The following is a 12,541-nucleotide window of genomic DNA, read 5'->3' as shown; positions in this document are numbered from 1 at the left end:
TGGCTCAATAGATGCCATGCTCATGGAAGATTCGGGAAAGCTCCTCGGCGGCGGGCTTCAGGTACTGGAAGAAGTGATCCTCGATCGCCACGTCCTTGTAGGCCGACTTCATCCAGACGATATTCAGGCTCGCCTGGACATCCCCCAGCACGATGACGGGCACCGCGATCGCCTGGAACTCCTCGAAGGTTTCGGAGGGCAGAGAAGACTGGCTCGGATCCCGCACCGCGTACCCCTTTTCCCTGACCTTGCCGAGCGTCTCGGCCACATACTGCTGATCGGCGGCCAGCCTTGCATCCTCTCCCCCCTGCTTCTGGAGACGCCTGAGGATGGTGTTAAGGGTCCGTTCATCGCAGTAGGCCAGGAAGGCGCGCCCCATGGCCGACTGCAGCATGCTGGGCTTGTAGCCGACGACTTCGCGATTGATGACGAAGGCGCTCTTGCGCCGTGACGTCTCGATGATGGCCATCCCGTCACCGTCGTAGACGGAGATGTCAGACGGCCAGGCGAGCTGCTGCTGCAGGGCATCCAGCACGGGCGCGGCGGCATGCGCGATGGCATCGTCCATGCTGACGTGCCCGCCCAGCTCGTGAAGCTTGTAGGTGAGTCGATACCGGCTGTCTCCCATCCCCCGATAGACCCACCCCTTGTCCTCCAGGGTGGCCAGGATCCTCAGGATGGTGGCTCTATCCAGACCCGTCGCCTGGTGTAAATCACTGAGAGATACGGGCCCATTCGCATCATTGATCGCCGCCACCACATCCAGGCCTCGCGCCAGAGCTCTGATCTTCTTGTTCATCTCACCCTTGTTCATCACGCATGGATAAAGACGCCAACCGGCCGTAAGCCCGCCTTCCCCTTTCGGCCGGGCCATCCCGGCTTGATCGGGGAATGTTACATCGCCATTCCTGTCCCGGCTTTCCCCCATAGGTCTTGGCCCCATCAGAACGCGGCACCGGTTCGTTCAGGCCTTGAATTTCATTTAGTGAAAGGCTGGATTGCAGGCATCGCCACTTGAACAGAAAGTAAGAGGCACCGATTTTCCCAGATGCCATTCAACAGGCCCACTATGACCAAACAGCCGAATATCCTGTTCATCATGGCCGATCAACTGCGGGCCGACTACCTGGCCTGCAACGGACACCCCAACATCCGCACGCCCAACATCGATGCCCTGGCCGCCCGGGGCATCAACTTCACTCGCGCGTATTGCCAGGCCCCGGTCTGCGGCCCTTCCCGCATGTCGTTCTATACCGGTCGCTATGCGGCGAGCCATGGTGCCAGCTACAACAACGTCCCGCTGCGGGTCGACGAGCGCACCCTGGGCGACCATCTGCGCCCGCACGGCTACCGGGTCGCCCTGGTCGGCAAGACCCACATGAAGCGCGACGACGAGGGCATGGCCCATCTGGGCATCTCGCCCGACTCCTCTCGGGGCGTGCTGGTCAGCCAGTGCGGCTTCGAGCCCTTCGAGCGTGACGATGGCCTGCATCCCGACCAGTCCGCCGACCCCGACCTCAGGTACAACCAGTATCTGCGCCGCCAGGGCTACGACAGCCGCAACCCCTGGCACGACTACGCCAACTCCGCCGAAGACGATGACGGCAACATCCTGAGCGGATGGCACATGCGCCACTGCGATCGGCCGATACGGGTCAGCGAGGAGCACTCCGAGACCGCCTACACCACCCACCGTGCCATGGACTTCATCGACGAGGCCGGTGATACCCCCTGGTGCCTGCATCTCAGCTACATCAAGCCCCACTGGCCCTATATGGCCCCGGCGCCATACCACGACATGTACGGGGTCGAGGATATCCCGGACGCCGTCCGCTCGGCGCAGGAAGCCGCCTCTCCCCATCCGGTGGTCGGTGCCTTCATGCAGCACACCGAGTCCCGGGAGTTCGCCAGGGACGAAGTCCGGCAGCGGGTCATTCCCACCTACATGGGCCTGATCACCCAGCTGGACGACCACATCGGCCGCCTGATGACCTTCCTGGAAGACCGCGGACAGCTGGACAACACCCTGATCGTCGTCACCTCGGACCACGGCGACTATCTGGGCGACCACTGGCTGGGCGAGAAGGAGATGTTCCACGAACCCAGCGCACGCATCCCGATGATCGTGGTCGACCCGCGTCGCCAGGCCGACGGTACCCGCGGCAGCCGCGACGACCGGCTGGTGGAAGCCATCGATCTGGTGCCCACCTTCGTCGATGCCGCCGGTGGCGACAGTCAGGCGCTGGACCATCGCCTCGAGGGCCGTTCCCTGCAGCCGGTGGTGCACGGCCAGGGCGGCGAGTGGCGCACCCATGCCTTCAGCGAGTCGGACTACGCCTGGCGGCCGGCACGCCTCGCCCTCCAGCTCCCCCCCGATCAGGCCAAGGCCTACATGGTCACCGACGCACGCTGGAAGTATGTCCACTACGAGCATCACCGCCCGCAGCTCTTCGATCTACAGAATGATCCCGATGAACTGCAGGACCTGGTGCCGGAAGGTCGTCATGCCGAGGTATGCCGTGAGCTGGAGTCGGCCCTCAACGCGTGGTTCCGGGATCGTAAGCTGCGGGTCACGGTCAGCAACCGGCGCGTCGAGACGAACACGGCCAGGGCGCATGAGCGTGGCTACCTGTTCGGCGTCTGGTAAGCACGAGGGCGCCGGCGCCGACCTTCCCGCCGAAGCGAGCGATCACTCACCTTAACTTGCCGAGCAGTTCCCGGATCAGCTCACGATGTTCCCCATGGAGGCGATAGGCCACGTAGGCCTTGAGCTCGATCGGCGGCGCGTCCTCGACCGGGAACAGGCGCTCCTCCCGGCAGTGGGGCGCCACGATGTCCCGCGGCAGGTAGGCGGCCCCGCCGCACGTCAGCAGCAGGTTCAGGGCGATGCGCCCGCTGTTGACCCGCCCCCGCGCCAGCAGCCGCTGGGGGAAGTGGCCCTCGTGAACGCTGGCGAAGGCGGTGCCCCACTCGACCCGGATGTAGCCGTCGCCCACCGCCTGCTCGGCGCGCTGGCCGGAGCGGCTCGACACCATCACCAGCGGAAGGGTCGCCACCTCCTCGACGCCCACCTCACGCAGGCGCGGGGTATCGTAGAGGAAGCCCACGTCGATCATGTTCTGCTCGAGCTTCTCCACCACCCGCAGCGGCGTGCTCTCCTCGGCGCGGATGCCGAGCGCCGGGTAGGCACGATAGATGTCGGTGAGCCACTCTTGGAGGAAGATGTCCCACAGGCTGGCGACGCCGGCCACCACCAGCCGCCGCTGGTGGCGCTCGCTGAGCGCGGTGTCCTCATAGGCCCGCTCCCAGGCGTCGAGTAGGAAGCGCGCGTGGCGCTCCATGCGCTCCCCGGCGGGGGTCAGGCCGATGCGATGATGGCCGCGGCTGAACAGCGCCAGGCCCATGTGCGCCTCGAGCTGGCGGATGCGCGCGCTGACCGTGGAGGGCGAGACGCTGAGGCTCTCGGCGGCGCGGCCGAAGTTGCGCAGCCGACTCACCTCGAGGAAGGTTTGCAGCAGTTGAGTATCCAGGGCGACCACCTTCGGTTTTTCCGTTCATGAAGGCCAAAAAATTTTGTTTTTCAGGATAACGACTTTTTCCTAGGCTAGCGCCTCCCATCCACCCAACCCCCGAGGTTCCCCCATGGCGTCCCGACTCTCGCGTTACCTGCCGTTCCTGAGCTGGGGCCGGGACCTCGACCGCAAGATGCTCTCCGCCGACCTGATGGCCGGGCTCACCGGCGCCATCCTGGTGCTGCCACAGGGCGTCGCCTACGCCTTTATCGCCGGCCTGCCACCGGAGGTCGGCCTCTATACCGCCATCGTCGCCGCCACCGTCGCCGCGCTGTTCGGCAGCTCCTGGCACATGGTCTCGGGGCCCACCGCGGCGCTCTCCATCGTGCTGGCCAGCGTGGTCGGCGGCCTGGGCTCGCTGACGCCGGCGGAGTACCTGGGCGCGGCGATCACGGTCACCCTGCTGGTCGGGGTGATCCAGCTGGCCATGGGGCTCCTGCGCCTCGGCAGCCTGGTCAGTTTCATCTCGCATACGGTGGTGATCGGCTTCACCACCGGGGCAGCGATCCTGATCGCCACCAGCCAGATGCAGCATCTGCTCGGCGTCGCCGTCGACGGCCAGGGCTTCCTGGTCGAGCTGGCCGGCCTGATCCGGGCGCTGCCGGACACCAACCTCTACGCGCTGGCCGTCGGCCTGATCTCGCTGGTCACCTCGGTGGTCGCGCGGCGCCTCAACCGCCGCAGCCCGCACCTACTGCTCGGCCTGGCCGCCGGCAGCCTGGCCTGCTGGCTGATGGACGGTGCGAGCCATGGCGTCGCGCTGGTCGGCGCCCTGCCCGGTACCCTGCCGCCGCTGACGCTGCCCGAGCTGTCGCCGGACAGCCTGCGCACCCTGACCTCCGGCGCCTTCGCCATCGCCCTGCTGGGGCTGATCGAGGCGGTGTCGATCGCCCGCGCCATCGCCCTGCGCTCGCGCCAGGTGATCGACGGCAACCAGGAGTTCATCGGCCAGGGGCTGTCCAACATCGTCGGCGGCTTCTTCTCCTGCTACGCCAGCTCCGGCTCCTTCACCCGCTCCGGCGCCAACTACGACGCCGGCGCGCGCACCCCGCTGGCCTCGGTGTTCGCCGCCGCGCTGCTGGTGCTGATCCTGCTGTTCGCCCCGGGCATCACCGCCTACCTGCCGCTGCCGGCCATGGCCGGCGGCATCCTGTTGATCGCCTGGAACCTGATCGACGCCCGGCACATCGTGCAGCTGGTGCGCGCCAGCCGCCACGAGGCGATGGTACTGGCGGCCACCGTCGCCGCCACCCTGCTGGTGGCGCTGGAGTTCGCCATCTACATCGGCGTGCTGCTGTCGCTGGTGCTCTACCTCAAGCGCACCTCGCGGCCGACGGTGATGGAGGTGGCGCCGCGTCAGGATCATCCGCGCCGCCATATCCGCAACGTTCACCGCTACGAGCTCACCCAGTGCCCGCAACTGAAGATGCTGCGCATCGACGGCTCGCTGTTCTTCGGCGCCACCGACCACGTGCAGCGTCGCCTGAGGGTGTTCAGCGCCGCGCCCGGTACCCGGGTGCTACTGATCGGCAAGGGCATCAACTTCATCGACACCGCCGGCGTCGAGCTGCTGCTGCAGGAGGCCGAGCGCCTGCGCGACCAGGGCGGCGACCTGATGATCAGTTCGCTCAAGGGCACCGTGCTCGACGAGCTGCGCCGACGCGGCGACCTGGCCCGGCTGGGCGAGGAGCGCTTCTTCGAATCGTCCGCGGAGGCGCTCGACGCCATCGTGCCGACGCTGGACCCGGAGGTATGCCGGACCTGCACCCTGCGCGTCTTCGACGAGTGCGCCCAGATGCCCGCGCCGGACGAGGATATCCTGGCGCGGGAGGGCTGAAGCCAGCCGCCACGCGGAGTACACTAGCGCGCGACCCCCACCGCCAGCCGAGGCCCGCGCATGAGTTCTCACCTGCTCTCCGTCGATTCCCTGTCACGAGATGACGTCGATCACCTGATGCGCGTGGCGGCGCGCATGGAACCGATCGCCCAACGCCGCAAGGTCACCCGGGTGCTGGAGGGCGCGGTGCTCGGCAACCTGTTCTTCGAGGCCAGCACCCGCACCCGCGTCAGCTTCCACACCGCCTTCTGCCGGCTCGGCGGCAGCGTCTGCGACACCACCGGCTTCACCTTCTCGTCCATGGCCAAGGGCGAGTCGCTCTACGACACCAGCCGGGTGATGAGCGGCTACTGCGACGCCATCGTGATGCGCCACCCGGAACAGGGTGCGGTGGCCGAGTTCGCCCAGGCCACCAACGTGCCGGTGATCAACGGCGGCGACGGCCCCGGCGAGCACCCCAGCCAGGCGCTGCTCGACCTCTACACCATCGAGAAGGAGTTCGCGCGGCGCGGCAAGGCCCTGACCGGCGCCCATATCCTGCTGACCGGCGACCTCAAGTTCGGCCGCACCGTGCACTCGCTGATCAAGCTGCTGTCGCTCCACGAGCCGATGCGCCTGACCCTGGTCTCGCCCCCCGGCCTGGAAATGCCGCAGCACCTGATCGAGCTGGTCGCCTCCCGCGGCCACCGGGTCGAGACCCGCGAGAGCCTGGCCAGCGACTTCTCCGACGTCGACGTGGTCTACACCACGCGCATCCAGAAGGAGCGTTTCACCGCCGAGATGAGCGAGGGCTTCAGCCTGTCGCGGGAGTACACGGTGGACAAGGCGTTCATGGACCAGCGCGTCAACGACCACGCCATCGTCATGCACCCGCTGCCCCGCGACAGCCGCCCGGATGCCAACGACCTGGACGTGGACCTCAACGGCGACCCGCGCCTGGCGATCTTCCGCCAGACCGACAACGGCATCCCGGTACGCATGGCGATCTTCGCTACCCTGCTGCAGGTCGAGGACCGGATCGAGAAGGACCTGCGCGACGTGCCCTGGTTCGTGCCGAAGACCGTCGGCGTGGACGACGCCCAGTTCTGACGGGCAGGAAGGGCCGAGACAGGCCGCCAGAAACGGCAACGGGCCGGCGAATGCCGGCCCGTTGCCGTTGGAAGAGCGGGAAAGCAGAGGATCAGGGCCGCGGCGGCAGCCCCTCGGACCGCGCCAGCCAGGCCTCGAGGATCAGCACCGCGGCCAGGCCGTCGACGCTGTCCTCGCGGTAGTTGCCGCGGTGCCCGGCCTCCCGGGCGATGCTCTTGGCCTCGCGGGTCGAGCCGCGCTCGTCGGCCATCTCGCAGGGCACGCCGTAGCGACCGTAGAGCCGCTTGCCGAACTTGCGCGCGCGAGTGCTCATCACGCTCTCGCTGCCGTCCATGTTGAGCGGCAGGCCGACCACGAACAGGTCGGGCCGCCACTCCTCCACCAGCCGCGCGACCTGGTCCCAGTCGGGGATGCCGTCGCGGGCCGGCAGCGGTTCCAGCGCCCGGGCGCTGGCGGTGAGCTCGTTGCCCACCGCCACACCGATGCGCCGGGTGCCGAAGTCGAAGCCCAGGATCAGGCGCTGGCCACTGGCACTCATCGGCAAAGCTCCTCGAGGCGGCACCCGACCGACGAACGCGCCGAGCGACGGCCAGGCAAGGCGCCCGGAGACGAGCTAGCGGAGTTGACGCGGGGTTCAATGAGCATGGCGAGTCTCCGGGCAACGCCGCCTGAGCGAGCGCAGGCCGCTCCTTTCATATCAGCTGTGGCCCGCTTCGCGGGTCATCAGGTTCAGATCGACGCCCAGCAGATTGGCGCTGGCGCTCAGGCGCTGCTCCGGCGGCACCTCGAAGAGCACGTCGGCACGGCCCTCCACGGTCAGCCAGGTGTTGTCCATCAGCTCCTGCTCGAGCTGACCGGATTCCCAGCCGGCGCAGCCCAGGCAGACCAGGAACTTCTCCGGGCCACGGCCGGCGGCCAGCGCCTCGAGCACGTCCATGGAGGTGGTCAGGGCGATGTCGTCGGTCACCTGCAGGCTGGAGTCCCACTGCTGGCTGTCACCCTCGTGGAGGATGAAGCCGCGGTCCTTGTGCACCGGGCCGCCGTAGTAGACGGGGGCGCTGAGGTGAGGGCTGGTGCTGCACTCGAGCTCGAGCTGCTCGAACAGCGCCTCGAGGGTCAGCTCCTCCATGGGGTGATTGACGATCACGCCCATGGTGCCCTTGTCGTCGTGGTCGCAGAGGTAGCTGAGGGTGCCGGCGAAATTGGGATCTTCCAGGTGCGGCATCGCCATCAGGAAGTGGTTTTTCAAGCTTTGCATGGAGCTCCCCAGCGGAAGGCGGCGCGCATCGGGCGCGCCTGCCGTGTGTCTGCGCGCGCCGTCGTCCGGTGCCTAGCGCACGCCGTAATCGTTGCCTTCGCCGAACCGCCAGATGCGGGTGATGGACAGGCTGTCCAGCTCGCCCATGCCCGCATCGAAGGGGCGGTACGGCGCGGCGCCGTGGACGGTGTCCAGGGCCGCCTGATCGAGTTCGGAATGTCCCGAGGATTGTATCACTTCCGCCCGCCTGACCTGACCGTCGCGGCCGATCACCACGCGGATCCGCAGCTGGCCATCCAGCGCTGGCGGCGCCGGATGGACGCGGTTGCCGTAGTCCTCGACCCGGCGCGTCCAGTCGTCGATGTAGCGGGCCTCGGCGGCCCGCTGGGCCGCCGGCCGCGCCGCCCCGGCAGCGTCGCCGGCATAGTCGGCGGACAGCCCCTGCTCACGGATGCTGGCGGTGGCCTGGGCCAGCAGATCGCGCCCCGAGGTCGAGGGCACGCTGGCCGCCGCGGGGGCGGTGGCCTCGGCCGAGCGGGGCGCACTCTCGCGCGGCTCGGGGGTCGCCGTCTGCCGCGGCCGCTCGGCGGTGGCCGACGCTTCCGGTGCCGGACGCGCCTCGGGCTCGGGGGGCGCCTGGGCCTCGGGCTCGGCCGGCGAGGCCGGATCCACCGCCCGCTCGACCTCCGCCGGCGGTACCGACGACTCGGCCCGGGGCGCGGCATGGGACTCCGCCGGCGGCGATTCCACCGCCTCGCCGGCGGCGCGCTGGGCCGACTCGGCCAGCGCCTCGGCCGTCACCGGCGCCTCGGCGGGCCGTGTCACCAGCACCACGTCGAGGCTGGTGCGCTCCGGCGGTGCCGGGGCGAACTGGCGGCTGGCCACCACGCCGATGATCACCAGATGCAGCAGCAGCGACACGCCCCAGGCCAGCCAGTGGCGGTAGGGGCGCGTCACCGGCGCATAGCGGATCGGGTCGTTGACGGGGGCGGCCACGGTGGCGTCTCCCGGGTCAGCCCCGGCGCGCGGCGAGGCGGTCGGCGACGGCGTCCATCAGCTGGCCGGCGATGTCGGTGCCGCGCTGGTCGTCGATCTCGCGCACGCAGGTCGGGCTGGTGACGTTGATCTCGGTGATGTAGTCGCCGATCACGTCCAGGCCGACGAACATCAGGCCCTTCTCGCGGATCATCGGCTGCACCTGGCCGATCAGCCAGCGATCGCGGTCGGTCAGCTCGCGGCTGACGCCCTGGCCGCCGGCGGCCAGGTTGCCGCGGGTCTCACCGGCGCTGGGAATGCGCGCCAGCCCGTACTCGACCGGCTCGCCGTCGACCAGCAGGATGCGGGTGTCGCCGTCCTTGATCTCCGGCAGGTAGCGCTGGGCCATGATCTGGCGCCGGCCGCCCTCGGTGAGGGTCTCGATGATCGCGCCAAGGTTACGGCCGTCCGGCTGGACGTGGAAGATGCCGCTGCCGCCCATGCCGTCGAGGGGCTTGAGGATGACGTCGCCGTGTTCGGCGTGGAAGGCGCGCAGTTCGGTCTCGCGGCAGGACACCAGGGTCGGCGCGCAGCACTCCGGGAACTGCTGGGCGAACAGCTTCTCGTTGCACTCCAGCAGCGCCCGGGTGGGGTTCACCACCAGCACGCCCTCGCGCTCGGCGAAGCCCAGCAGGTGCACGGCGTTGAGGAAGTGGCCGTCCACCGGCGGGTCCTTGCGCATCAGCACCACGTCGAGCTCGGCCAGCGGGCGCGCCTCGGCCTCGCCCAGCGCGTACCAGCGCTCGGCGTCGCGGAACACCTCGAGGTCGCACATCCGGGCGTGGGCCCGGCCGTCGCGCAGGAACAGGCCTTCCTGCTCCATGTAGTGCAACGACCAGCCGCGGTCCTGGGCGGCCCACAGCATGGCCAGGCTGGTGTCCTTCTTGAAGCTGAGGTCGGCGATGGGATCCATCACCACGCCGACCTTGAGGGGGCGTTGGCTCATCGTTCTACTCGTCGGCGCCGGGCGATCCCGGCGGGGAATGATGGCTGGCAGTATGCCGCAGGGCCGCCATGGACTCCAAGGCGCTCAGTCCTGCTCCCCGCCGGGCGCGAAGCGGATACCGCCGCTCTCGATGGTGATGCGGCGCTGCTTGTAGAGCCGGCCGATGGCCTGCTTGAAGGCGTTCTTGCTGACCCCGAGCCGGGCCTTGATCTCGCCGGCGGGGCTGGCGTCGGAGAGCGGCAGGTAGCCGCCGCTCTCGCGCAGCGCCTTGAGCACGGCCTCGCCGACCACGTCCAGCCGCGCCGGGCCCGGCGGCAGCAGCGACAGGTCCAGGCGGCCGTCCTCGCGGACCCGCTTCACGTGGCCCTCCAGGCGCTGGCCGCGGCGCAGCGGCCGGGTCACGTCGTCGTGGTAGAGCAGGCCCCAGAAGCGGCCGTCGACCACCGCCTTGTAACCGAGATCGGTCTGGTCGGCGATCACCAGCGCCACGGCGCTGCCGGCGGCCAGGCCCTCGGCATGATCGTCGAGGTAGCGGTCGAGGCGCTGGGTGGCGAAGGGCCGTTCGCGGTCATCCTCGCGGATCATCACCAGCACCCGGCGTCCCACCGTGGGACGGAAGCGCTGCTCGCCGAAGGGCAGCAGCAGGTCCCGCGAGTGGCCCCAGTCGAGGAAGGCGCCGGTCTCGTTGACCTTCACCACCGGCAGGTAGGCGACCTCGCCGACGCTGGCTCGCGGCTCGCGGGTGCGGCGCATGGGCTCACGACGGGAATGGGCCGCGCGTGGGGCGGATCGGCGGGAGTCGGACATGATCGGGATTCCACTGCGAGTGTGCCGTCATTATGGGCGCGGCCCGACGACGGGAAAAGGCGCCGGGCGCGAGGGGGAGGAGCGAACGGGGCTCAGACGTCCCCGAAACGATCCTGCAGCAGCGTCAGGGCGACCACCGGGGCGGTCTCGGTGCGCAGGATGCGCGGCCCCAGGGTCAGGGCGGCAAAGTCGGCGGCGGTGGCGGCGTCGATCTCGGCGTCCGAGAGGCCGCCCTCGGGGCCGATCAGCAGCGCCGCGCGGGCGATGGCGTCCTCGCGGTCGAGGGCGCCCGGAGTGCCGGGATGCAGCACCAGGCGCAGCGCCTCGTCGCGGCCGGCCAACCAGTCGGCGAGCCCGACCGGCGGATGCACCGGCGGCACGGTGGCGCGGCCGCACTGCTCGCAGGCGCTGGCGGCCACGGCCTGCCAGTGGGCCAGCTTCTTCGCCTCGCGCTCGCCCTTGAGGCGCACGTCGCCGTGCTCGGTGTAGAGCGGGGTGATCTCGGCCACGCCCAGCTCCACGGCCTTCTGGATCGCGTAGTCCATGCGATCGCCCTTGGAGATCGCCTGACCCAGGTGCACCGCCAGCGGCGACTCGCCGCGGCCCTCATGGAGCGCCTCGACGCGGGCCACCACGCGCTTGCGACCGGCCTCGACCAGCACCGCCTCGGCCTCGATGCCGTGGCCGTCGAACAGCCTCAGGGGCGCGCCCTCGCCGAGGCGCAGCACTCGGGCCACGTGGCGTGCCGGGCCTTCCGGCAGGACGACGTCGGCGCCGGCGGTCAGCGCGGCATCGACATGGATACGGGGGGCCTTGATCGCCATGGACGAAACGCTCTCCTGAGGACGGTCGAAACGATAAGCGCCGGAGCAGGCCTGCGCGAGGGGGATGCCCTCGCGCCGCTCTGCCCCGGCGCGATGCTGCCGGCGGCGGCCGCTTACTGCGTGGCCTGCTCGCCTTGTTGCTGCTGCTGGGCCTCGCGCTGCTTCTTCTGGGCGTAGATCGCCTCGAAGTTGACCGGCGAGAGCATCAGCGGCGGGAAGCCGCCGCGATTGACCAGGTTGTCGATGCACTCACGCGCGTAGGGGAACAGCATGTTCGGGCAGAAGGCGCCCAGGGTATGGTCGAGCTGGGCACCCTCGATGCCGCCGATGCGGAACAGGCCGGCCTGCTCGATCTCGGCCAGGAAGGAGGTGGTGCCTTCCTCGCTGTGGGTGACCTGGGCGGTGACCTTGATCACCACCTCGTAGAGATCCTCGCCGACCTTCTGGTGGGTGGTGTTCAGGTCCAGGCCGACCTTCGGCTTGAACGGCTGCTGGAACACCGCCGGAGAGTTCGGCGCCTCGAAGGAGATGTCCTTGACGTAGATGCGCTGCAGGGCGAACTGCACCTGGGGCTTGTCCTGCTGGCCGGCGGCCTCGCCGTTGGCGCCGCTGTTCGGGTTGTTGTCTTCCGCCATGGAAAGCAATCCTTTGGTCGTTGGAATGTTAGGAGGGCGCGATCACTTCTTGACCAGCGGCAGGCCGTCGGTCTGCCACTGGGTCATCCCACCCTTGAGCTTGTAGACGCGCTCGAAGCCGGCCTTGGTCAGCTTGGCCATCGCCACGCCGGCGGTCTGGCCATGCTTGCAGGCCACGATGATCGGCTTGCCCTTGTACTTCTCGAGCTCGCCCAGGCGACTGTCGAGGCTGCTCTGCGGAATGTTGCGGGCGCCGGCGATATGACCCGCCTTGAAGTCGTTCTTGTCGCGGACGTCGAGCACCACGGCGTCCTCGCGGTTGACCAGCTGGGTGGCCTCGCTGGTGGTCACGCCGTTGGCCCCGCCGCTGCGGATCTCGTAGGCGATCCAGGCGACCAGCACCAGCGCGAAGGCGGCGACCAGTAGCGGGTGGTTCTGCACGAATTCGAACAGCTGATCGATCATGATTCGGAAAGACTCTTCTTCGGGTACGCGGTGAACGAAAGCCGGCCGGGCCGGCGGCGCCAGTATACATGAT

Annotated in this window: 13 protein-coding genes; 3 read left to right on the top strand and 10 right to left on the bottom strand. The window is 69.0% G+C overall.

The genetic code is table 11. From position 1 onward, the window contains the following. Positions 1 to 4: 4 nt before the first annotated feature. Positions 5 to 799, bottom strand: coding sequence for a helix-turn-helix domain-containing protein (locus tag C9J49_RS00445; RefSeq protein ID WP_046078970.1), 795 nt, complete (start codon positions 797 to 799; stop codon positions 5 to 7). A gap of 270 nt (positions 800 to 1,069) precedes the next feature. Here C9J49_RS00445 and C9J49_RS00440 point away from each other — a divergent pair, with 270 nt between their 5' ends. Continuing rightward, entirely contained in the window at positions 1,070 to 2,647 is a 1,578-nt protein-coding gene (locus C9J49_RS00440) for a sulfatase-like hydrolase/transferase (RefSeq protein WP_107181066.1), read from the top strand. A 46-nt stretch (positions 2,648 to 2,693) separates the two neighbouring features. Here C9J49_RS00440 and C9J49_RS00435 read toward each other — a convergent pair whose 3' ends face one another. Further along, complete coding sequence (locus C9J49_RS00435) at positions 2,694 to 3,539, bottom strand: LysR family transcriptional regulator (protein WP_082090865.1); 846 nt, start codon at positions 3,537 to 3,539, stop codon at positions 2,694 to 2,696. 103 nt (positions 3,540 to 3,642) lie between these two features. Between C9J49_RS00435 and C9J49_RS00430 the strand changes: the two genes are divergently transcribed. Both C9J49_RS00430 and pyrB read left to right on the top strand, forming a co-directional pair. Next, complete coding sequence (locus C9J49_RS00430; protein WP_046078968.1) at positions 3,643 to 5,409, top strand: SulP family inorganic anion transporter; 1,767 nt, start codon at positions 3,643 to 3,645, stop codon at positions 5,407 to 5,409. Between the two features lie 60 nt (positions 5,410 to 5,469). After that, complete coding sequence (gene pyrB / locus C9J49_RS00425; protein ID WP_107181065.1) at positions 5,470 to 6,498, top strand: aspartate carbamoyltransferase; 1,029 nt, start codon at positions 5,470 to 5,472, stop codon at positions 6,496 to 6,498. Positions 6,499 to 6,589: 91 nt separating this feature from the next. On the opposite strand, the gene ruvX is transcribed toward pyrB, so the two are convergent. The 8 genes from ruvX to C9J49_RS00385 form a co-directional block, all read right to left on the bottom strand. Next, positions 6,590 to 7,036 (bottom strand): Holliday junction resolvase RuvX, encoded by a 447-nt coding sequence (gene ruvX, locus C9J49_RS00420; protein ID WP_046078966.1) that lies wholly within the window; start codon positions 7,034 to 7,036, stop codon positions 6,590 to 6,592. A 159-nt stretch (positions 7,037 to 7,195) separates the two neighbouring features. Further along, a complete protein-coding gene (locus tag C9J49_RS00415) occupies positions 7,196 to 7,756 on the bottom strand; it encodes a YqgE/AlgH family protein (RefSeq protein ID WP_035599298.1) in 561 nt (186 codons plus the stop codon). Between the two features lie 72 nt (positions 7,757 to 7,828). Continuing rightward, a complete protein-coding gene (locus C9J49_RS17385; RefSeq protein ID WP_107181064.1) occupies positions 7,829 to 8,752 on the bottom strand; it encodes an energy transducer TonB in 924 nt (307 codons plus the stop codon). A gap of 16 nt (positions 8,753 to 8,768) precedes the next feature. Further along, positions 8,769 to 9,737, bottom strand: a complete 969-nt coding sequence (gene gshB, locus C9J49_RS00405; RefSeq protein ID WP_107181063.1) for a glutathione synthase — start codon at positions 9,735 to 9,737, stop codon at positions 8,769 to 8,771. Positions 9,738 to 9,821: 84 nt separating this feature from the next. Further along, positions 9,822 to 10,544, bottom strand: coding sequence for a S1 RNA-binding domain-containing protein (locus C9J49_RS00400; RefSeq protein WP_375700443.1), 723 nt, complete (start codon positions 10,542 to 10,544; stop codon positions 9,822 to 9,824). Positions 10,545 to 10,636: 92 nt separating this feature from the next. Continuing rightward, positions 10,637 to 11,368, bottom strand: coding sequence for a 16S rRNA (uracil(1498)-N(3))-methyltransferase (locus tag C9J49_RS00395; RefSeq protein ID WP_107181061.1), 732 nt, complete (start codon positions 11,366 to 11,368; stop codon positions 10,637 to 10,639). 113 nt (positions 11,369 to 11,481) lie between these two features. Further along, positions 11,482 to 12,003, bottom strand: a complete 522-nt coding sequence (gene secB, locus C9J49_RS00390) for a protein-export chaperone SecB (RefSeq protein ID WP_035599928.1) — start codon at positions 12,001 to 12,003, stop codon at positions 11,482 to 11,484. Positions 12,004 to 12,045: 42 nt separating this feature from the next. Further along, on the bottom strand, positions 12,046 to 12,468 hold the full coding sequence (locus tag C9J49_RS00385; protein ID WP_035599925.1) for a rhodanese-like domain-containing protein: 423 nt from the start codon (positions 12,466 to 12,468) through the stop codon (positions 12,046 to 12,048). Positions 12,469 to 12,541: the final 73 nt, after the last annotated feature.

Origin of the sequence: Halomonas sp. SL1 (genome assembly GCF_003030865.2) — a bacterium.
Taxonomy (GTDB): domain Bacteria; phylum Pseudomonadota; class Gammaproteobacteria; order Pseudomonadales; family Halomonadaceae; genus Halomonas; species Halomonas halophila.
Note: the sequence above shows the minus strand (reverse complement) of the source record. Positions and strands in the feature narration are given on the sequence as shown.

Bases quoted from the DNA above. Each gene is read 5' to 3' on its own strand.
- pyrB (WP_107181065.1), top strand. From the start codon at position 5,470: ATGAGTTCTCACCTGCTCTCCGTCGATTCCCTGTCACGAGATGACGTC.
- ruvX (WP_046078966.1), bottom strand. From the start codon at position 7,036: ATGAGTGCCAGTGGCCAGCGCCTGATCCTGGGCTTCGACTTCGGCACC.
- C9J49_RS00440 (WP_107181066.1), top strand. From the start codon at position 1,070: ATGACCAAACAGCCGAATATCCTGTTCATCATGGCCGATCAACTGCGG.
- C9J49_RS00385 (WP_035599925.1), bottom strand. From the start codon at position 12,468: ATGATCGATCAGCTGTTCGAATTCGTGCAGAACCACCCGCTACTGGTC.
- C9J49_RS00415 (WP_035599298.1), bottom strand. From the start codon at position 7,756: ATGCAAAGCTTGAAAAACCACTTCCTGATGGCGATGCCGCACCTGGAA.
- C9J49_RS00445 (WP_046078970.1), bottom strand. From the start codon at position 799: ATGAACAAGAAGATCAGAGCTCTGGCGCGAGGCCTGGATGTGGTGGCG.
- C9J49_RS00430 (WP_046078968.1), top strand. From the start codon at position 3,643: ATGGCGTCCCGACTCTCGCGTTACCTGCCGTTCCTGAGCTGGGGCCGG.
- C9J49_RS00400 (WP_375700443.1), bottom strand. From the start codon at position 10,544: ATGTCCGACTCCCGCCGATCCGCCCCACGCGCGGCCCATTCCCGTCGT.
- gshB (WP_107181063.1), bottom strand. From the start codon at position 9,737: ATGAGCCAACGCCCCCTCAAGGTCGGCGTGGTGATGGATCCCATCGCC.
- secB (WP_035599928.1), bottom strand. From the start codon at position 12,003: ATGGCGGAAGACAACAACCCGAACAGCGGCGCCAACGGCGAGGCCGCC.
- C9J49_RS00395 (WP_107181061.1), bottom strand. From the start codon at position 11,368: ATGGCGATCAAGGCCCCCCGTATCCATGTCGATGCCGCGCTGACCGCC.